Origin of the sequence: Streptomyces tauricus, from assembly GCF_014650955.1 — a bacterium.
In the GTDB taxonomy this organism is placed as follows: domain Bacteria; phylum Actinomycetota; class Actinomycetes; order Streptomycetales; family Streptomycetaceae; genus Streptomyces; species Streptomyces tauricus.
On sequence record NZ_BMVY01000023.1, the window covers coordinates 59,618 to 79,202 of the forward strand.

The window sequence follows — 19,585 nt, forward strand, 5'->3', positions numbered from 1 at the left end:
GCAGTGGGTTGGCAGAGGCTCTCCCCTCCATGGCTTAGGCTAGGAGGGTTGGGCGTCTGCCGCCCGGACGCACGTGGGTACAGCCCACTAGTTAACGCTTACTACGCCGTAGGTCCCCGCACCGCACCCGTCCCGCCACTGAGTGGGGAGAGGGATGGCGCATACAGGAAACCCCGGCGAGAGAGGCCGAAGGCCAATTCATGACCATGACTGATCCCATCGCAGACATGCTTACTCGTCTGCGTAACGCGAACTCGGCGTACCACGACGATGTCGCGATGCCCCACAGCAAGATCAAGTCGCACATCGCGGAGATCCTCCAGCAGGAGGGCTTCATCACCGGCTGGAAGGTCGAGGACGCCGAAGTCGGCAAGAAGCTCGTCCTCGAGCTGAAGTTCGGCCCGAACCGTGAGCGCTCCATCGCGGGCATCAAGCGGATCTCGAAGCCGGGTCTGCGTGTGTACGCGAAGTCCACCTCCCTGCCCAAGGTGCTGGGTGGCCTCGGCGTGGCGATCATCTCCACGTCGCACGGTCTCCTCACCGACAAGCAGGCCGGCAAGAAGGGCGTAGGCGGAGAAGTTCTCGCCTACGTCTGGTAGCGGAAGGGAACGGAGGAAACAGCTATGTCGCGTATTGGCAAGCTCCCCATCACGGTTCCCGCCGGCGTGGACGTCACCATCGACGGCCGTACGGTCCAGGTGAAGGGCCCCAAGGGCTCTCTCTCCCACACCATTGCGGCACCGATCGAGATCGCGAAGGGTGAGGACGGCATTCTCAATGTCACCCGCCCGAACGACGAGCGTCAGAACAAGGCCCTGCACGGCCTGTCCCGCACGCTGGTGGCGAACATGATCACCGGCGTGACCACGGGTTACGTGAAGAAGCTCGAAATCAGCGGTGTCGGTTACCGCGTCCTGGCGAAGGGTTCCAACCTGGAATTCTCGCTCGGCTACAGCCACTCGATCACGGTCGAGGCGCCCGAGGGCATCTCGTTCAAGGTCGAGAACCCGACGCACTTCTCGGTCGAGGGAATCGACAAGCAGAAGGTCGGCGAGGTTGCGGCCAACATCCGCAAGCTGCGCAAGCCCGACCCGTACAAGGCCAAGGGCGTCAAGTACGAGGGCGAAGTCGTCCGGCGCAAGGTCGGAAAGGCGGGTAAGTAAGCCATGGCATACGGTGTCAAGATTGCTAAGGGCGACGCTTACAAGCGTGCTGCCATCAAGCGACGTCACATCCGCATCCGGAAGCACATCTCCGGTACGGCTGAGCGGCCTCGCCTGGTCGTGACCCGCTCCAACCGCCACATCGTGGCCCAGGTGATCGACGACGTTAAGGGTCACACCCTCGCGTCGGCGTCCACCCTGGACACGTCCATCCGCGGCGGCGAGAACGACAAGTCCGAGCAGGCCAAGTCGGTCGGCGCCCTGGTCGCCGAGCGCGCCAAGGCCGCCGGTGTCGAGGCTGTCGTATTCGACCGTGGTGGAAACCAGTACGCCGGGCGCATTGCCGCTCTGGCGGACGCCGCCCGCGAAGCCGGACTCAAGTTCTGAGTCCTGTTCCGTAGCTAGCGGAAACAGAGAGAGGTAATTCCAATGGCTGGACCCCAGCGCCGCGGAAGCGGTGCCGGTGGCGGCGAGCGGCGGGACCGGAAGGGCCGTGACGGCGGCGCAGCTGCCGAGAAGACCGCGTACGTTGAGCGCGTTGTCGCGATCAACCGCGTCGCCAAGGTTGTGAAGGGTGGTCGTCGCTTCAGCTTCACCGCGCTGGTCGTGGTGGGCGATGGTGACGGCACCGTCGGTGTCGGTTACGGCAAGGCCAAGGAGGTGCCGGCCGCGATCGCCAAGGGTGTTGAAGAGGCCAAGAAGCACTTCTTCAAGGTCCCCCGTATCCAGGGCACCATCCCGCACCCGATCACGGGCGAGAAGGCCGCGGGCGTCGTCCTGCTCAAGCCTGCCTCCCCCGGTACCGGCGTTATCGCCGGTGGCCCGGTGCGTGCTGTCCTGGAGTGCGCCGGCGTTCACGACATCCTGTCGAAGTCGCTCGGCTCTTCCAACGCGATCAACATCGTGCACGCGACCGTGGCGGCCCTCAAGGGCCTGCAGCGTCCCGAGGAGATCGCGGCTCGCCGTGGTCTGCCCCTCGAGGACGTCGCCCCCGCGGCTCTCCTGCGTGCACGTGCGGGAGCGGGTGCGTAATCATGGCTCAGCTCAAGATCACGCAGAAGAAGTCGTTCATCGGCAGCAAGCAGAACCACCGTGACACCCTTCGTTCGCTTGGTCTCAAGCGGATCAACGATGTGGTCGTCAAGGAGGACCGCCCCGAGTTCCGCGGAATGGTTCACACCGTCCGCCACCTCGTGACGGTTGAGGAGGTCGACTGATCATGGCGGAGAACAACCCGCTCAAGATCCACAACCTCCGTCCCGCCCCGGGCGCCAAGACCGCGAAGACGCGAGTCGGTCGTGGTGAAGCGTCCAAGGGCAAGACGGCCGGTCGTGGTACCAAGGGCACGAAGGCCCGTTACCAGGTTCCGGAGCGCTTCGAGGGTGGCCAGATGCCCCTCCACATGCGTCTCCCGAAGCTCAAGGGCTTCCGGAACCCGTTCAAGACCGAGTACCAGGTCGTGAACCTCGACAAGCTGGCGTCGCTGTACCCGGAGGGTGGCGAGGTCACCGTCGAGGGACTCGTCGCCAACGGTGCGGTTCGCAAGAACAGCCTCGTCAAGGTCCTCGGCCAGGGCGAGATCTCCGTGGCACTGCAGGTGACGGTCGACGCCGTCTCCGGCTCCGCCAAGGAGAAGATCACCGCCGCCGGCGGTACCGTCACCGAGCTGATCTGATCACTTCAGGCGACTCGATGACTTGAGCGATCCCGACCGGGGATGCCCCACAAAAGGGGCATCCCCGGTTGGTCGTTCCTAGGGGAGCGGTGTCGCCGGTAAGGTGGCCTGCGCTGCTAATTTTCGCCCGGTGTGCCACCAGGGAACTCCAGGTGGCTTCTGACTGTTAGTTAGCTGTCCGTTACTTATTCGTCGAACCTCAAGACCGTCACCTCTGGCGCACTTGCGCGGGGGTCGCAGGAGGCACCGTGCTCACCGCGTTCGCCCGGGCGTTCAAGACGCCCGACCTGCGCAAGAAGCTGCTCTTCACGCTCGGCATCATCGTGGTTTATCGGGTGGGCACGCACATCCCGATCCCCGGTGTCGACTACAAGAACGTCCAGATCTGTATCGACAACGCGAGCCAGAACCAGGGCCTGTTCGGTCTGGTCAACATGTTCAGCGGTGGCGCTCTGCTGCAGATCACGATCTTCGCACTGGGCATCATGCCGTACATCACGGCGAGCATCATTCTGCAGCTGCTGACCGTGGTGATCCCGCGCCTGGAAGCCCTCAAGAAGGAGGGCCAGGCGGGTACGGCGAAGATCACGCAGTACACGCGTTATCTGACGGTGGCGCTGGCCATCCTCCAGGGCACCGGCCTGGTGGCCACCGCCCGCAGCGGTGCGCTGTTCACGAGCTGCCCGGTCGCCAACCAGATCGTGCCGGACCAGTCGATCTTCGTCACCATCACGATGGTCATCACCATGACCGCCGGTACGGCCGTCGTCATGTGGCTCGGTGAGCTGATCACCGACCGCGGCATCGGCAACGGCATGTCCATCCTGATGTTCATCTCGATCGCCGCCACGTTCCCGTCGGCGCTGTGGGCCATCAAGCAGCAGGGCAACCTGGCGGACGGCTGGATCGAGTTCGGCACCGTCATCGCGGTCGGCCTCGTCATGGTCGGCCTGGTCGTCTTCGTCGAGCAGGCCCAGCGCCGGATCCCGGTCCAGTACGCGAAGCGGATGATCGGCCGCAGGTCCTACGGCGGCACGTCCACGTACATCCCGCTGAAGGTCAACCAGGCCGGCATCATCCCTGTGATCTTTGCCTCGTCGCTGCTCTACATCCCGGCGCTGGTCGCTCAGTTCGCGGGTGGGACCTCGGGTTGGAAGACCTGGATCGAGACGAACCTCACCAAGGGCGACCACCCGATCTACATCGCCACCTACTTCCTGCTGATCGTGTTCTTCGCCTTCTTCTACGTGGCCATCTCCTTCAACCCCGAAGAAGTCGCGGACAACATGAAGAAGTATGGTGGCTTCATCCCGGGCATCCGGGCCGGCCGGCCGACCGCTGAGTACCTGGGATACGTACTCAACCGGATCACCTGGCCGGGTTCGCTGTATCTGGGCCTGATCGCTCTCGTACCGACGATGGCGTTGGTTGGTTTCGGGGCAAACCAGAACTTCCCGTTCGGTGGCACCAGCATCCTGATCATCGTGGGTGTCGGTCTGGAGACGGTGAAGCAGATCGAGAGCCAGCTCCAGCAGCGCAATTACGAAGGGTTCCTCCGCTGATGCGAATCGTCCTCGTCGGGCCGCCCGGGGCGGGCAAGGGAACGCAGGCCGCGTTCCTCGCCAAGAACCTGTCGATCCCGCACATCTCCACGGGCGACCTCTTCCGTGCGAACATCAGCCGGCAGACCGAACTGGGCAAGCTGGCGAAGTCGTACATGGACGAGGGCAACCTCGTGCCGGACGAGGTCACCATCGCGATGGCCAAGGACCGCATGGAGCAGCCGGACGCCGTCAACGGCTTCCTGCTCGACGGCTTCCCGCGGAACGTCTCGCAGGCCGAGGCGCTGGACCAGGCCCTCAAGGCCGATGGTGTGGAGCTCGACGGGGTGCTCGACCTGGAGGTCCCCGAGGACGAGGTGGTCAAGCGCATCGCCGGCCGCCGCATCTGCCGCAACGATTCGAGCCACGTCTTCCACGTGACGTACAGCCCGCCGAAGAAGGAAGGCGTCTGTGACGTCTGCGACGGCGAGCTGTACCAGCGCGACGACGACACCGAGGAGACCGTCCGCAAGCGCCTGGAGGTCTACCACACCCAGACCGAGCCGATCATCGACTACTACGCGGCCCAGGGCCTGGTAGTGACGATCTCGGCGCTCGGCAAGGTGGACGAGGTCACCAAGCGCGCGATGGACGCCCTCAAGGGTCAGGCCGAGGGCAGGGAACAGCGCGACGAGGACAAGAACGACAGCCGGGGCGACGGCGGCGAGTAGCCGTCCCGACCGGTTCGGCCGCGGTGCCCTCCATGGGCGCCGCGGCCTTACTGTTGTGTACGTAACCCAGTAGGCAGAGAAGACGGAGAGCGCGGGCCCCCATGGTGCAGATCAAGACCCCCGAGCAGATCGCCAAGATGCGTGAGGCGGGCCTGGTCGTCGCCGCCGTCCACAGTGCGACGCGGGAAGCCGCGGTACCCGGTGCCACGACCCGGGATCTCGACCAGGTCGCCCGCAAGGTGCTCGACGAGCACGGCGCGAAGTCGAACTTCCTGGGCTACGGCGGGTTCCCCGCCACGATCTGCACCTCGGTGAACGAGGTCGTCGTGCACGGCATCCCGAGCGACGAGGTCGTCCTGAAGGACGGGGACATCATCTCGATCGACGCCGGCGCGATCGTCGACGGCTGGCACGGGGACGCGGCGTTCACGGCGTTCGTGGGCTCCGGTCACGTTCCGGAGCTCCTTGAGCTGTCCCGGGTGACCGAGGAGTCGATGTGGGCCGGCATCGCGGCGATGAAGCTGGGGAACCGGCTCGTCGACGTCTCCCGGGCGATCGAGACGTACATCCGGCGCCAGCCGAAGCCCGGCGGCGGCAAGTACGGGATCGTCGAGGACTACGGCGGCCACGGCATCGGGACCGAGATGCACATGGATCCGCATCTGCTGAACTACGTCGAGCGGCGGCGGGGCAAGGGGCCGAAGCTGGTCGCGGGGTTCTGCCTCGCCATCGAGCCGATGGTTTCGCTGGGGACGCCTCGGACGGAGGTGCTCGCGGACGACTGGACCGTCATCACGACGGACGGGACGTGGTCGTCGCACTGGGAGCACTCTGTCGCGCTGACGGATGAGGGGCCGCTCGTTCTTACGGCTCCCGACGGGGGTAAGGCGAAGCTGGCCGAGTACGGGATCACTGCGGCGCCTGATCCTCTGGCGTAAGTCGCGCTCCGGGGGCGCGGTTGGCGGGGCCGGTTGCGCCGTTCCCCGCGCCCCTTGGAAGATTGCGCCGTTCCCCGCGCCCCTTAAGAACTGCGCCGTTCCCCGCGTCCCTGGAGGATTGCGCCGTTCCCCGCGTCCCTGGAGGGGCTGCGCCCCCGAAGGCAGAAGACTGCGCCGTTCCCCGCGCCCCTAAAGACGTGCCTCTGCGGGGCGTGTCCCGCTTAGGGATCTTCCTCGTGGGGCAGATTCGTCTTTCCGGGGGCCCTGGCGTAGACTGACTCGTCGGCTCTCGTGCATCCGCATGTCTGCATGTGGTAAGCGCGGAGTCGATCAAGGTAGTCGATTCGAAGGGCGAAGCGTGGCCAAGAAGCAAGGTGCCATCGAGATCGAGGGCACTGTCGTCGAGTCTCTTCCGAACGCCATGTTCAAGGTTGAGCTCCAGAACGGCCACCAGGTTCTGGCACACATCAGCGGCAAGATGCGTATGCACTACATCCGCATCCTCCCTGACGACAGGGTCGTGGTGGAGTTGTCTCCGTACGACCTGACGCGTGGCCGGATCGTCTACCGGTACAAGTAGATCTTGCCTGTGCCCCGCTTCCGCGGGGTGGTGGCACTGACCCGGAGAACCTCACCAATGAAGGTCAAGCCGAGCGTCAAGAAGATCTGCGACAAGTGCAGGGTGATCCGCCGTCACGGCCGGGTCATGGTCATCTGCGAAAACCCGCGCCACAAGCAGCGCCAGGGCTGACGCACGACCGCACCTTCTGCACCCGCAGAACTTCGCGCGACGCACGAACATGTTCATACGCAGAGCCCGGACCGACTGTTCGCAGTGGTCCGACACCCCCGGTCGGAGGCCGGGGACCCGATCCGTACCGAGGCCTCGAAGGAAGAGGATGACGGCGGGCGGGAGCCGGTTCTGCGGAAGACCTCCGAACGACAACTGGAGCCATTGAATGGCACGCGTTTCCGGTGTTGACATCCCGCGCGAAAAGCGCGTGGAGGTTGCCCTCACCTACGTGTTCGGCATCGGCCGGACCCTCTCGCAGAAGACGCTGGCCGACACCGGCGTCAACCCCAACACCCGCGTCCGTGACCTCTCCGAGGAGGAGCTGGTCCGGATCCGCGAGTACGTGGACAACAACTTCAAGACCGAGGGTGACCTCCGCCGTGAGGTTCAGGCCGACATCCGCCGCAAGGTCGAGATCGGCTGCTACCAGGGTCTGCGCCACCGTCGTGGCCTGCCCGTCCACGGCCAGCGGACCAGCACGAACGCTCGTACCCGCAAGGGCCCGCGTCGCGCCATCGCCGGCAAGAAGAAGCCGGGCAAGAAGTAGTCCTCAGCGGACAACGCTTCATCAGCGGTCTTCGCTGTAGGACCGACCACCTCCCCGTAGGAGTTATAGATGCCCCCCAAGGGTCGTCAGGGCGCTGCCAAGAAGGTGCGCCGCAAGGAAAAGAAGAACGTCGCTCATGGGCACGCCCACATCAAGAGCACGTTCAACAACACCATCGTCTCGATCACGGACCCCTCGGGCAACGTGATCTCCTGGGCCTCCGCCGGCCACGTCGGCTTCAAGGGCTCGCGCAAGTCCACCCCCTTCGCCGCGCAGATGGCCGCCGAGTCGGCCGCCCGTCGCGCGCAGGAGCACGGCATGCGCAAGGTCGACGTCTTCGTGAAGGGTCCGGGTTCCGGTCGCGAGACCGCCATCCGTTCGCTGCAGGCGACCGGCCTCGAGGTCGGCTCGATCCAGGACGTGACGCCCACGCCGCACAACGGCTGCCGTCCGCCCAAGCGCCGTCGCGTCTGACGCACGGTTGTCTCAAGCTTTTCCTGGGTTCGGGCGGTACGGCTCTTCGGAGGCGTGCCGCCCGTACGCTTGAAGCAGTAACACCTCGGGCTGCCGCCCGGTGCAAGGGCATCAAATAGTGGGTGCCCATGACTGAAGGATCGCAACATGCTTATTGCTCAGCGCCCGTCGCTGACCGAAGAGGTCGTCGACGAATTCCGCTCCCGGTTCGTGATCGAGCCGCTGGAGCCGGGCTTCGGCTACACCCTCGGTAACTCCCTCCGCCGTACGCTCCTCTCCTCGATCCCCGGTGCCGCTGTCACCAGCATCCGGATCGACGGCGTCCTGCACGAGTTCACCACCGTGCCGGGTGTCAAGGAGGACGTCACCGACCTGATCCTCAACATCAAGCAGCTCGTCGTCTCCTCGGAGCACGACGAGCCGGTCGTGATGTACCTGCGCAAGCAGGGTCCGGGTCTGGTCACCGCCGCCGACATCGCGCCCCCGGCCGGTGTCGAGGTGCACAACCCCGACCTCGTCCTCGCCACGCTCAACGGCAAGGGCAAGCTGGAGATGGAGCTGACCGTCGAGCGCGGTCGCGGTTACGTCTCCGCCGTGCAGAACAAGCAGGTCGGTCAGGAGATCGGGCGCATCCCGGTCGACTCGATCTACTCGCCGGTTCTCAAGGTCACGTACAAGGTCGAGGCGACTCGTGTCGAGCAGCGCACCGACTTCGACAAGCTGATCGTCGACGTCGAGACCAAGCAGGCCATGCGTCCCCGTGACGCCATGGCGTCGGCCGGTAAGACCCTGGTCGAGCTGTTCGGTCTGGCGCGCGAGCTCAACATCGACGCCGAGGGCATCGACATGGGCCCGTCTCCGACGGACGCCGCCCTCGCCGCTGATCTCGCCCTGCCGATCGAGGAGCTGGAGCTCACCGTTCGGTCGTACAACTGCCTCAAGCGTGAGGGCATCCACTCCGTGGGTGAGCTCGTCGCCCGCTCCGAGGCCGACCTGCTCGACATCCGTAACTTCGGTGCGAAGTCGATCGACGAGGTCAAGGCCAAGCTCGCCGGCATGGGTCTCGCGCTCAAGGACTCGCCTCCCGGGTTCGACCCGACCGCCGCCGCCGACGCCTTCGGCGCCGACGACGACGCGGACGCGGGCTTCGTCGAGACCGAGCAGTACTGAGCCGCTCCGCGAGGAGGCCGGTTCTTTGACTGCGCGGCCGTTGTGGCTGGTCGCGCAGTTCCCCGCGCCCCTGAAGGCGAAAGCTCAGGGGGCGTGGGGCTTCCGGAGCCTTGGAAAAGGGTTCGGATCTTCGACAGGCGATCGCCTGCTCGGACACTGACCTCGGTACCTGATACGGCCGGGGCAGACACCTAGGAGAAACACCATGCCGAAGCCCACCAAGGGTGCCCGTATGGGCGGCAGCGCCGCGCACGAGAAGCTGCTCCTCGCGAACCTCGCGAAGTCGCTCTTCGAGCACGGCAAGATCACGACCACCGAGGCGAAGGCCCGCCGTCTGCGGCCGTACGCCGAGCGTCTGGTCACCAAGGCGAAGAAGGGCGACCTTCACAACCGCCGTCAGGTGCTGTCGGTCATCACGGACAAGAGCATCGTGCACACGCTCTTCACCGAGATCGGCCCGCGCTACGAGAACCGCCCGGGTGGCTACACCCGTATCACCAAGATCGGTAACCGTCGTGGCGACAACGCGCCCATGGCTGTCATCGAGCTGGTGGAGGCCCTGACCGTGGCCCAGCAGGCCACCGGTGAGGCCGAGGCGGCGACGAAGCGCTCCGCCAAGGAAGACACCCTGAAGAAGGATGACGCCCCCAAGAAGGACGAGGCCGCCGAGGCCAAGTCCGACGAGGTCGTCGAGGACGCCAAGCCGGCCGACGAGGCCGCCGAGGAGTCCAAGGACGCGTAAGCGTTCTGCCGGGGACCGTGCGTCGGCGGCTGCGGCAGTGTCGTGGCCGGGTGCACAGTTCCCCGCGCCCCTTCGGGGTTTTGGCGGGCCCGTTCCTTTTCAGGAGCGGGTCCGCTTTTTCGTGTTCCTGAGAGGATTTCTAGGTGAGTGACGAAGTAGCGCCCGGCCATGTCCGTGTCCGGATGGATGTCTCGTACGACGGCAGTGAGTTCTCCGGCTGGGCGAAGCAGGCCAGTGGACGCAGGACCGTGCAGGGGGAGATCGAGGACGCGCTGCGGACCGTCACGCGGTCGGGCGAGACGAACTACGACCTGACCGTGGCCGGGCGGACCGACGCCGGGGTGCACGCCCGGGGGCAGGTGGCGCACGTCGATCTGCCCGAGGAGCTGTGGGCCGAGCACCGGGAGAAGCTGCTCAAGCGGATGGCCGGGCGGCTGCCCAAGGACGTGCGGGTGTGGGCGCTCGCGGAGGCGCCGAGCGGGTTCAACGCGCGGTTCTCGGCGATGTGGCGGCGGTACGCGTATCGCGTCACCGACAACCCCGGCGGAGTCGACCCGCTGCTGCGCGGCCATGTGCTGTGGCACGACTGGCCGCTCGACGTCGACGCCATGAACGAGGCGGCACGAGGGCTGCTCGGGGAGTACGACTTCGCCGCCTACTGCAAGAAGCGCGAGGGTGCCACGACCATTCGTACGCTCCAGGAGCTGAGTCTGGAGCGGGGGAGCGACGGGGTGATCACCGCCACAGTGCGGGCCGACGCCTTCTGCCACAACATGGTGCGCTCACTGATCGGGGCGCTGCTGTTCGTGGGGGACGGGCACCGGGGGGCCGACTGGCCGGCGAAGGTGCTGGCCGCGGGGGTGCGGGACTCCGCCGTGCATGTGGTGCGGCCGCACGGGCTGACCCTCGAAGAGGTCGGCTATCCGGCCGACGAGCTGCTGGCCGCGCGGAACAAGGAGGCGCGGAACCGGCGGACACTGCCGGGGGCGGCCTGCTGCTGAACCCCGTGGGACGCCGACAGGCCCGTCTTCGCAAACCGCACCTTATGGGGCACGATGAAATCCAGCCGTAACACGGATCTTGGCGCCTTATAACGGACGTAAGGCGTCATGTCTGACTTACTTCCTCACGCGAATCTTACGTAGCTCTTGAAACTCGGTTATGATTTCGCGGCCCGGCCAGTAGTTCGAATGGGGTGGCCGGGCAAGGGGCGGGGATCATCGGGCTGCTGCATGCCCGGGGGTGGGTTTTTTCATGACATCAGTAGGTCCTGTGCGGACCGGGGGGCGGCGCGGCACGCGCCAGACCGGGAGACGGAGAGCGGGGCGCGGCGGCCAGTCATCGCTCGGGCTGCTGCCTCTGCCGCCGACGGAGAAGGAGAAGTACTCCTACGCCAGACGGCATCTGTGGATCCTGACGATCAGCTCGCTGATCAGCTTCTGCTGCCTGATCATGAGCCAGTTCAAGCTCGCGCAGTCGACTCCCGTGCTGTGGATCTACACACCGCTCCTCGTCTTCACGGTGATCTACTACCTGATCTCGCTGCGGGTAAACGGATTCACCCGGGACTTCGACATCAAGCACCACCGGGCGCTCGTGGCGAACTGGCGGCCCGAGACCTATCCGTCGGTCGACGTCTTCCTGCCGGTGTGCGGCGAACCCATCGAGGTCCTGCACAACACCTGGACCCATGTGCGGGCGATGGCCGACCGCTACCCCGGCGTCTGTGTGCCCTTCGTGCTCGACGACGGTGCGAGCGCCGACCTCGAAGCGATGGCCCACGACTTCGGGTTCCGCTACGGGACCCGGGAGAACCGCGGCTGGTTCAAGAAGGCCGGCAACATGCACTTCGGCTTCGAGCAGTCGGACGGGGAGTTCATCCTCATCCTCGACGCCGACTTCACGCCGCGCGCCGACCTGCTCGAAGAGATGCTGCCGTACATGGACGAGAACCCGAAGACCGGGATCGTCCAGTCGCCGCAGTACTTCCGTGTCCTGGACTCGCAGAACTGGATCGAGCGCGGCGCGGGCGCGGTGCAGGAGCTGTTCTACCGTTCCGTGCAGGTGTCCCGGCAGGGCAGTGACGGCGCCATCTGCGTCGGCTCGTGCGCCATCTACCGGCGGGCCGCGCTGGACGACAACGGCGGTACGACGCTGATCGAGCACTCCGAGGACGTCCACACCGGCTTCGACCTGCGCGGCCTCGGCTGGGACCTGCGGTACATCCCCGTCGCCGTGTCCACGGGTGTGTGCCCGGACAGCGCGGGCGCCTTCTTCAACCAGCAGTACCGCTGGTGCTCGGGCTCGATGAGCCTGATGGGCAGCAGGAAGTTCTGGCAGCGGAAGATCAAGTTCTCCAGCCGGCTCTGCTACATGTCGGGCTTCTTCTACTACATCCACACGGCGCTGTTCACGTTCGCGGCGCCCGTGATCCCCGTCGTGCTGCTGCTGATGATGCCGGACAAGCTGAAGGTCGAGCATCTGCTCCTGGTGCTGCCGAGCATCCTCTACACCACGATCATCTTCCCGATGTGGCACAAGGCCCCCTACCGCCTGGAGGCGTGGGCGGCCCGCATGATGTACGGCTGGGCGCACTTCTTCGCGATCTACGACATCCTGCGCAAGAACCGCATGGGCTGGCAGCCCACCGGATCCGCCGGCGCGAAGAAGAACAAGACCCGCCGCTTCTGGATCGGCATGTGGGTCTGGGGCGGCGGCACCGCCCTGATCTGGGTGGGAGCCGCGGTGTGGCGGCTGTTCACGATGAACGCCCCCGACTTCGCCCTCATCCTTTCCACCGGACTCTTCTACGCCCTGGTCGTGGGACGAGTCCTGGTGCAGCCCCGAGCGGAGAGCGCCGTCTGATGTTCCTGACACGTGCACGCACCACCGCGGCAGGCTGCGCGCTGGCCCTGTCCGCGCTGTTCACGCTGAGCGGCTGCTCCCTGCTGGACGACTCCGGTACGTCGGCCTCGTCCGAGGGCGGCGGAGGTTCCGAAGGCTCGGGCCAGGACGCCCAGGGCGCGGACGCCGACATCCCCTACGACGTGACGCCGCTGCTCAAGCCCGGGAAGAAGTACTTCGGCGCGGCCATCGACGGGGCCCCGAACTCGATGAAGGGCGTCGACACCTACACCGCGATGACCGGCAAGAAGCCGAACCTCATCGAGTACTACGCGGCCTGGGGCGACGGCTTCGACGCCCAGGGCGTACGCAACGCCTGGGCCGAGGGCGCGCTGACCCTGGTCTCCTGGGAGCCCTTCGACGTCACGCTCGCCGATATCGCGGCGGGCGAGAAGGACGCGTACCTGAAGAAGTACGCGGCCTCGGTGCGCAAGCTGAACCTGCCCGTCGTGATCTCCTTCGCCGACGAGATGAACGGCCACTGGGAGAAGTGGGGCACCAAGAACGTCACGCCCAAGCAGTACGTGGCGGCGTGGAAGCACATCCACGACACGTTCACGGACGCCGGCGCCTCCAACGTCATCTGGGCCTGGTCGCCCAACATCGTCAACCCGGTCAAGAGCGTCGAGCTGGAGCCGTACTACCCGGGCGACGGCTATGTCGACTGGGTGGGTGTGATCGGCTACTTCACGATCGAGGAGGACAACGCCTACGACAGCGTCTTCGGGCCGACCCTGGACGAGATCCGGACCTTCACCAAGAAGCCCACGCTGATCCTGGAGACGGCCGCCGAGCCGGGCGAGCGCCGCAGGGCCGACGTCCGGAACCTGTTCGCCGGCGTCGAGGCCGACGACGACATGCTCGGCTTCGTGTGGTTCGACCACAAGAAGCGCGCCGACTGGCGGCTGAAGGTCAGCCCGCTGGCCCTCAAGGAGTTCAGGCGACTGGCCGCCGACGGTTCGTTCGGCTTCGACGTTCGGAAGCCGTGATGAATCGGAGCCAGAACCACCATCCGCCGCAGCCCCGCGAGCCGTACGGCGAGCAGCGGTACGGGGATCCGCGGTACGGAGATCAGCAGTACGGCGAGCAGCAGTACGGGGACGCTTACGGCGACCCGTACGTGGATCCGTACGCGGACCCGTACGGGGAGCGTGACTCGTCCTCCTGGTTCAACTCCAACGGGCAGTCCGCCCAGGGCTACCCGCAGGAGCAGCAGGGGCAGCAGATTCCGCAGCAGTACGTGCCGGGGATTCCCGAGCAGCGGCAGCGCGAGGACCAGCCGACGTACGCGCTGCACACCGTCGAGGAGACGCCCGCCGAGCCCTCGTACCACATACCCGTCACGCCCGAGGCGGGCTGGGACATGGCGGCGAGCCGGCGGCGGGCCTGGGTCAGCCGGGCCGTGCTGCTGTGCATCCTGCTGATCCAGACCGTGCTGTCGCTGCGGCTGTCCAACACGGCGTTCCAGGACGAGGCGCTGTATCTGGCGGCCGGGCACGCGGAGCTGGACCACCTGCTCAACGGCACCCCGCTGCCCATCGACTACGCCGCGTACTTCTCGGGCTCACCGCAGCTCTACCCGGTGCTCGCGGCGCTGGTGGACGCCCAGTTCGGGCTCACCGGTGCGCGCGTGCTCAGCCTGGTCTTCATGCTCTTCACCACCGGGCTGCTGTACTCGTTCTCGCGGCGGATGTTCAACGAGCGGGCGGCGCTCGCCGCCGCCGCGCTCTTCTCGGTGGTCCAGTCGACCGTCGTCATGGGCTTCTTCGCGACCTACGACGCGGCGGCCGTGTTCCTGCTGGCCCTCGCCGTCTGGATCGTCGTCCGCACGAACCGGGCGCCCGCGTACGCGGTGCTGCTCGCCGCACCCGTCGCGGTCCTCGCGGTCGGTGTGAAGTACGCGGCGGCGCTCTATCTGCCGACCATCGTCGTGCTGGCGCTGCTGACCGCGTGGCCGTACCGCGGCGCCAAGTCGGCCGTCCTGCGGATGCTGCTGCTCGGTCTCGGCATGGGCGCGCTCGCCGGGGTCGGGATGTACACCACCGATCTGCTCGCGGGTATCCAGCAGACCACCACCAACCGTGCGCACGGCTCCGACAGCGCGCAGTTCCTGCTGCAGCGCTCGGCCGAGTGGGGCGGGCTGATGTTCCTGGCGGCGGTCGGCGGCGCGATCTCGTACGTCCGGCGCAGCCGTATGAACGAGTCGCCCCTGGCGCAGCGGCTCGGCAACCCCGGCTGGCGCTGGCGCGCCCTGATGGGGCTGCTCCTGTGCGGCACGGCCGTACTGGCCTCGGCGTACCAGATCCATCTGGGCACCGTGGTGTCGCTGTTCAAGCACGTCGGCTTCGGGCTGCTCTTCGCCGCCCCGATGGCCGGGGTGGGCGTGACCCGGCTGGTCGGCGCGCACTTCCGCTATCCGCAGCTCGGCATCATGCTGTGGACGGCCGTACTGTGCCTGGGCATCTCGCAGGCGGACTGGCGTTTCGGCGTCTGGCCGGACTCCTCGAAGATGATCCGGACGATCCAGTCGCACGTGAACGACAAGGGGCACTACCTCAGCTCCACGCCCGAGGTGCCCGTCTACTACCTGCGCGAGAAGACCGACCACAGTCAGTGGCAGAGCGTCTTCGGCATGGAGTACAAGGCCAAGAAGGGCAAGTACTACACCGGTGACGAGGCCTACCGCGCGGCGCTGCGCGACGGCGAGTTCGACCTGATCGTCCTCGACGGGATCACCAACCCGCGGGTCGACGACGTCATCGCCGGGGCTGTCAAGGGCAACCCGCACTACCGGCTGCTCGCCGACGTGCCGTGGCGCAATTCCAGCGGCACGGGGACCTACCGCATCTGGATCAAGACGTCCTGAGCACGGTCCGTTCCCGCTCCCGTTCCTGTTCGCGTTCTCCTTCCCGTCGCTGAATCCACCAGCGGACTCCTCTGTACGAAAGGCAGTGCCATGCGGCTCACTGTCATCGGCACCGGCTATCTCGGTGCCACCCACGCCGCCTGTATGGCGGAGCTCGGGCACGAGGTGCTCGGGGTCGACGTCGACCCGGACAAGGTCGCCGCGCTGCAGGCGGGGCGGGTGCCGTTCCACGAACCCGTGCTGCCGGAGCTGCTCGCCCGGCACACGGCGAGCGGACGGCTGCGGTTCACCACGTCCTACGAGGAGGCCGCGGCCTTCGGCGAGGTGCACTTCATCTGCGTGGGCACCCCGCAGCGCAAGGACTCCGAGGGCGCCGACCTGCGATACGTGGACTCGGCGTTCGCGTCGATGGCCCGGTACGCGGGTGAGGGCGCGCTCCTGGTGGGCAAGTCGACCGTGCCCGTGGGCACCGCCCAGCGGCTCGCGGACACCCACACCGGCGTGGAGATCGCCTGGAACCCGGAGTTCCTGCGCGAGGGCTTCGCGGTGGAGGACACCCTGCGGCCCGACCGGCTGGTCCTCGGCATCGGATCCGAGCGTGCTGAAACGTTGCTGCGCCAGGTGTACGCGCCCGTCATCGGCTCGGGGACCCCGGTGGTCACCGCCGACTTCCCGACCGCCGAGCTGGTCAAGACGGCCGCGAACGCCTTCCTGGCCACCAAGATCTCGTTCATCAACGCCATGGCGGAGGTGTGCGAGGCCACCGGCGGCGATGTCTCCGTACTCGCGGAGGCCATCGGCCACGACGACCGCATCGGGAAGAAGTTCCTGCGGGCCGGCGTCGGCTTCGGCGGCGGCTGCCTGCCCAAGGACATCCGGGCCTTCGCGCACCGCGCCGACGAGTTGGGGGTGTCCCTGGCGTTCCTGCGCGAGGTCGACGCCATCAACATGCGGCGCCGCGACCGGGTGGTCGAGCTGGCTCGTGAACTGTGCGGGGGCGCGGTTCTCGGCGCCCGGATCGCCGTGCTCGGCGCGGCCTTCAAACCGGACTCCGACGACATCCGCGACTCACCCGCGCTGAACGTGTCCGCGCGGCTGCGGCTCGACGGCGCCGATGTCACGGTCTACGACCCGGAGGCGATGGACAACGCCCGCAAGGCGTTTCCGCTGCTCGGGTACGCGCTGTCGGCCGAGGAGGCGCTGCGGGGGGCCGATCTCGTGCTGCATCTGACCGAGTGGCCGCAGTTCCGCGAGCTCGCTCCCGAGCGGGCCCGCGCATTGGTCTCCCGTCCACGGATCGTGGACGGCAGGGGGACGCTCGACGGGGCCACATGGGCCGCGGCGGGCTGGGAGTTCCGGGCGCTGGGCAGACCCGCGCCCGGTGGGGAGGGGTAAGGACATGACGTACGAGACGTTCGAGGACGTGGGTGTCACGATCGTGATGCCCACGTACAACGAGGCCGCCAATCTGCCGAGGATGGCCGAGGCGGTGCTTCAACTTCCGCTGAACGGGCTGCACTTGAAGGTCGTGGACGACTCCAGTCCGGATGGTACGGGACGGATCGCCGAGGAGCTGGCGGAGAAGTACAACGCGGACGGGCGGCGCCGGATGAGCGTGCTGCACCGGACCGAGAAGGACGGGCTCGGGCGCGCGTACGTGGCGGGCATGAGCGCGGCGGTCGACGAGGGCGCCGAGTACGTGGTGCAGATGGACGCCGACGGGAGCCATCCCGTGGAGGCGGTGCCGCGGATGCTGGGCACCGCCGTGGCCTCGGGGGTGGGGCTGGTCATCGGGAGCCGGTACGTCGAGGGAGGGTCGCTCGACGAGGAGTGGGGGGCGCACCGGGTGCTGCTCTCGCGGTTCGCCAACCGGTATGCGCGGACCGTGCTCGGTACGAAGATCCAGGATATCACGGCGGGGTTCAATCTCTGGTCCGCGCGGACTTTGGAGGACGTGGATCTGCGGTCGTTGGACAGTGCGGGGTACAGCTTTCAGGTGGAGCTGAAGTACAAGGCCGTTCGGGCCGGGCACAGTGCCGTGGAGATTCCTATTCGGTTCGAGGAGCGGACCGAAGGGGTTTCGAAGATGACTCTTCGTACGCAGTGGGAGTCGGCGTTGGTGCCGGTTCGGTTGCGCCTCAAGCGCAACTGACGTTCTTTGGGGGTGGGGGGGTCGGGGGCGGGTGCGGGTGCGTTGTGGCTGGTTGCGCCGTTCCCCGCGCCACTGAAGGGCGAAAAGCAAAAGACTGCGCCGTTCCCCGCACCCCTTGGGGCTGTGCCCCTGAAAGCAAAAAGATTGCGCCGTTCCCCGCGCCCCTGAGTAGGGACGGGGCCGGGGTTATTCGTTGGCTGCTGCTGAAGCCTGGGCTTCGCCTCTGCGGCGGATTTGGCGGAAGGTGAATTCAGCCAGGTCGTCGCCCGTGGTGAAGACCTTCGTGTCCTTCTGCGTCACGTCTTTGCCGTTCGTGAAGCCGGCGACCGTGAAGTAGGCGTAGCGGCCGTACGAATTGGTCGTCGAGCGGCAGATCGCGGAGCGGCAGAAGACGGGGACGCCCTCACCGGGGAGGGACTGGACGACGCTCTGCTTGTCGGCGTCGGTCTTCGCCCTGAGCGCCTTGGCCTCGTTGTCGAAGACGGCCACACCGACGGTGACCGCCACGCCGTCCTTCGCGTACGTGACGCGCATGAGGCGGGTGCAGTCGTTCTTGGTGAGGACCGAGCCGAGCGTGCCCTGGGCGGCCGCCGCGCAGTTCTTCGTGGACGCCAGCGCGCCCTTCTTGTAGACCGTCTCGCCCATCGTCAGCTGGGTGCCCGGGAAGAGGATGTCCGGCGCGAGCGGCGCGGTGTCCTTCTTCACATCGGATATGAAGTCCTTCGGGTCCAGCGGCGGCGGCGCGGAGGTCGCCTCGAAGGACGGGCCGGTCCCGGCGGTGTCCGAGGGGATGTCCGCGGAGGCGGGCAGCTCGGAGGCGGGTTTGTTCGACGCCTGCTCCTTGCCGTCCGCCGAGACCACGGCCACCGCGACGGCCGCGCCCACGGCGATGGTGGCCAGGGCGCCGCCGCCGACCAGCATCCACCTGCGACGCCGGTTGCGCGTTTCGGACGCCTCGGCCAGCGCCGCCCAGTCCGGAGACTGACTGCTCCACTGCGGCGGCTGAGAACCCGATCCCCCGGAACCCCACTGGGGTCCCCCCTGCCCAAAGCTCATGGGCCGCATCTTAGACGGGACAAGGGGACTAGGGATCCGCTGGTCGTCTCCCGCAGCACCCGAAGCATCGATGTGTCAAGCGTGAATGAGAGCAAAGGGGGCATCTCGGGGGCGTCGGGTAGCCTCGGACCCGGTGTGCGCCTGCCTCCCGGCACGCGTTTTGACCCGTACGGGCCACCGAAGGTATTCTTGCGGTTCGTTATGTGTATTGGCTTGCTCATTCTCACGTGAGGGGCCCTTACACCGGTCCACCGGGCCGATGACCAGCGGCAGGACTCGGTTGCGTCCCGAGGTCCGCCAGGGCTGTCGTACATCGTCCGTGGTGGCCCATTGTCAGGACCCACTCACTGAAGAAGCGAAGGCATGACCGTGCGTACGTTCAGCCCCAAGCCCGGCGACATCACTCGCCAGTGGTACGTCATCGACGCCCAGGATGTCGTCCTGGGTCGTCTGGCCACCACTGCCGCGAACATTCTGCGGGGCAAGCACAAGCCGATTTACGCCCCCCACGTCGACGCTGGTGACTTCGTCATCATCATCAACGCCGACAAGGTGCACCTCTCCGGCAACAAGAAGACCCAGAAGCTGGCGTACCGCCACTCCGGTTACCCGGGTGGTCTGCGCTCCGTCCGTTACGACGAGCTGCTGGCGAAGAACCCCGAGAAGGCCGTCGAGAAGGCCATCAAGGGCATGATCCCCAAGAACACCCTGGGCCGTCAGGTGCTCTCGAAGCTGAAGGTCTACTCGGGCGACCAGCACCCGCACGCTGCACAGCAGCCGGTGCCGTTCGAGATCACCCAGGTCGCGCAGTAGTTCCGGCCACCACCCCCCTA

23 protein-coding genes are annotated in these 19,585 nt (G+C 66.7%); 22 read left to right on the plus strand and 1 reads right to left on the minus strand.

What is annotated here, in order from left to right:
* Positions 1 to 200: 200 nt before the first annotated feature.
* The 21 genes from rpsH (at position 201) to IE278_RS28575 (ending at position 17,696) form a co-directional block, all read left to right on the plus strand.
* Complete coding sequence (gene rpsH, locus IE278_RS28475; protein ID WP_055614920.1) at positions 201 to 599, plus strand: 30S ribosomal protein S8; 399 nt, start codon at positions 201 to 203, stop codon at positions 597 to 599.
* A gap of 24 nt (positions 600 to 623) precedes the next feature.
* Entirely contained in the window at positions 624 to 1,163 is a 540-nt protein-coding gene (rplF, locus tag IE278_RS28480; protein WP_189776124.1) for a 50S ribosomal protein L6, read from the plus strand.
* A 3-nt stretch (positions 1,164 to 1,166) separates the two neighbouring features.
* Positions 1,167 to 1,550: a 50S ribosomal protein L18 gene (gene rplR, locus IE278_RS28485; protein WP_189776125.1), complete on the plus strand. Its 384-nt coding sequence runs from the start codon at positions 1,167 to 1,169 to the stop codon at positions 1,548 to 1,550.
* Between the two features lie 42 nt (positions 1,551 to 1,592).
* Positions 1,593 to 2,195, plus strand: a complete 603-nt coding sequence (rpsE, locus tag IE278_RS28490) for a 30S ribosomal protein S5 (RefSeq protein ID WP_055513610.1) — start codon at positions 1,593 to 1,595, stop codon at positions 2,193 to 2,195.
* Between the two features lie 2 nt (positions 2,196 to 2,197).
* Positions 2,198 to 2,380: a 50S ribosomal protein L30 gene (gene rpmD / locus IE278_RS28495; RefSeq protein WP_107022202.1), complete on the plus strand. Its 183-nt coding sequence runs from the start codon at positions 2,198 to 2,200 to the stop codon at positions 2,378 to 2,380.
* 2 nt (positions 2,381 to 2,382) lie between these two features.
* Positions 2,383 to 2,838 (plus strand): 50S ribosomal protein L15, encoded by a 456-nt coding sequence (gene rplO, locus IE278_RS28500; protein WP_107022203.1) that lies wholly within the window; start codon positions 2,383 to 2,385, stop codon positions 2,836 to 2,838.
* A gap of 248 nt (positions 2,839 to 3,086) precedes the next feature.
* The gene (gene secY, locus IE278_RS28505) at positions 3,087 to 4,400 is read left to right on the plus strand and encodes a preprotein translocase subunit SecY (RefSeq protein WP_189776126.1); all 1,314 of its coding nucleotides are present in this window, start codon (positions 3,087 to 3,089) and stop codon (positions 4,398 to 4,400) included.
* A complete protein-coding gene (locus IE278_RS28510) occupies positions 4,400 to 5,110 on the plus strand; it encodes an adenylate kinase (RefSeq protein ID WP_189776127.1) in 711 nt (236 codons plus the stop codon). The genes secY and IE278_RS28510 overlap by 1 nt, the downstream gene beginning before the upstream one ends.
* A gap of 101 nt (positions 5,111 to 5,211) precedes the next feature.
* Positions 5,212 to 6,048, plus strand: coding sequence for a type I methionyl aminopeptidase (gene map, locus IE278_RS28515; protein WP_189776128.1), 837 nt, complete (start codon positions 5,212 to 5,214; stop codon positions 6,046 to 6,048).
* Positions 6,049 to 6,406: 358 nt separating this feature from the next.
* The gene (gene infA, locus IE278_RS28520; RefSeq protein WP_003948620.1) at positions 6,407 to 6,628 is read left to right on the plus strand and encodes a translation initiation factor IF-1; all 222 of its coding nucleotides are present in this window, start codon (positions 6,407 to 6,409) and stop codon (positions 6,626 to 6,628) included.
* 57 nt (positions 6,629 to 6,685) lie between these two features.
* Positions 6,686 to 6,799 carry a 50S ribosomal protein L36 gene (gene rpmJ, locus IE278_RS28525; RefSeq protein WP_003998809.1) on the plus strand — a complete coding sequence of 38 codons (114 nt, stop codon included), beginning with the start codon at positions 6,686 to 6,688 and terminating at the stop codon, positions 6,797 to 6,799.
* A gap of 208 nt (positions 6,800 to 7,007) precedes the next feature.
* Positions 7,008 to 7,388, plus strand: a complete 381-nt coding sequence (rpsM, locus tag IE278_RS28530; RefSeq protein ID WP_107022207.1) for a 30S ribosomal protein S13 — start codon at positions 7,008 to 7,010, stop codon at positions 7,386 to 7,388.
* Positions 7,389 to 7,457: 69 nt separating this feature from the next.
* Entirely contained in the window at positions 7,458 to 7,862 is a 405-nt protein-coding gene (rpsK, locus tag IE278_RS28535; protein ID WP_003956432.1) for a 30S ribosomal protein S11, read from the plus strand.
* A 147-nt stretch (positions 7,863 to 8,009) separates the two neighbouring features.
* The gene (locus IE278_RS28540; RefSeq protein ID WP_003966937.1) at positions 8,010 to 9,032 is read left to right on the plus strand and encodes a DNA-directed RNA polymerase subunit alpha; all 1,023 of its coding nucleotides are present in this window, start codon (positions 8,010 to 8,012) and stop codon (positions 9,030 to 9,032) included.
* 205 nt (positions 9,033 to 9,237) lie between these two features.
* Positions 9,238 to 9,774 (plus strand): 50S ribosomal protein L17, encoded by a 537-nt coding sequence (gene rplQ, locus IE278_RS28545; RefSeq protein WP_189776129.1) that lies wholly within the window; start codon positions 9,238 to 9,240, stop codon positions 9,772 to 9,774.
* A 143-nt stretch (positions 9,775 to 9,917) separates the two neighbouring features.
* The gene (truA, locus tag IE278_RS28550) at positions 9,918 to 10,775 is read left to right on the plus strand and encodes a tRNA pseudouridine(38-40) synthase TruA (protein ID WP_189776130.1); all 858 of its coding nucleotides are present in this window, start codon (positions 9,918 to 9,920) and stop codon (positions 10,773 to 10,775) included.
* A gap of 253 nt (positions 10,776 to 11,028) precedes the next feature.
* Positions 11,029 to 12,639 carry a glycosyltransferase family 2 protein gene (locus IE278_RS28555; RefSeq protein WP_373312100.1) on the plus strand — a complete coding sequence of 537 codons (1,611 nt, stop codon included), beginning with the start codon at positions 11,029 to 11,031 and terminating at the stop codon, positions 12,637 to 12,639.
* Positions 12,639 to 13,667 carry a glycoside hydrolase family 26 protein gene (locus IE278_RS28560; protein ID WP_189776131.1) on the plus strand — a complete coding sequence of 343 codons (1,029 nt, stop codon included), beginning with the start codon at positions 12,639 to 12,641 and terminating at the stop codon, positions 13,665 to 13,667. The genes IE278_RS28555 and IE278_RS28560 overlap by 1 nt, the downstream gene beginning before the upstream one ends.
* Positions 13,667 to 15,544 (plus strand): ArnT family glycosyltransferase, encoded by a 1,878-nt coding sequence (locus IE278_RS28565; RefSeq protein WP_189776132.1) that lies wholly within the window; start codon positions 13,667 to 13,669, stop codon positions 15,542 to 15,544. Before IE278_RS28560 ends, IE278_RS28565 begins: the two co-directional genes overlap by 1 nt.
* A 90-nt stretch (positions 15,545 to 15,634) precedes the next feature.
* Positions 15,635 to 16,939, plus strand: a complete 1,305-nt coding sequence (locus IE278_RS28570) for a UDP-glucose dehydrogenase family protein (RefSeq protein WP_189776133.1) — start codon at positions 15,635 to 15,637, stop codon at positions 16,937 to 16,939.
* Between the two features lie 4 nt (positions 16,940 to 16,943).
* Positions 16,944 to 17,696, plus strand: a complete 753-nt coding sequence (locus tag IE278_RS28575; RefSeq protein WP_189776134.1) for a polyprenol monophosphomannose synthase — start codon at positions 16,944 to 16,946, stop codon at positions 17,694 to 17,696.
* Between the two features lie 186 nt (positions 17,697 to 17,882).
* On the opposite strand, the gene IE278_RS28580 is transcribed toward IE278_RS28575, so the two are convergent.
* On the minus strand, positions 17,883 to 18,752 hold the full coding sequence (locus tag IE278_RS28580; protein ID WP_189776135.1) for a hypothetical protein: 870 nt from the start codon (positions 18,750 to 18,752) through the stop codon (positions 17,883 to 17,885).
* 369 nt (positions 18,753 to 19,121) lie between these two features.
* On the opposite strand from IE278_RS28580, the gene rplM reads away from it, so the two are divergent.
* Positions 19,122 to 19,565, plus strand: coding sequence for a 50S ribosomal protein L13 (rplM, locus tag IE278_RS28585; RefSeq protein ID WP_055614906.1), 444 nt, complete (start codon positions 19,122 to 19,124; stop codon positions 19,563 to 19,565).
* Positions 19,566 to 19,585 lie beyond the last annotated feature (20 nt).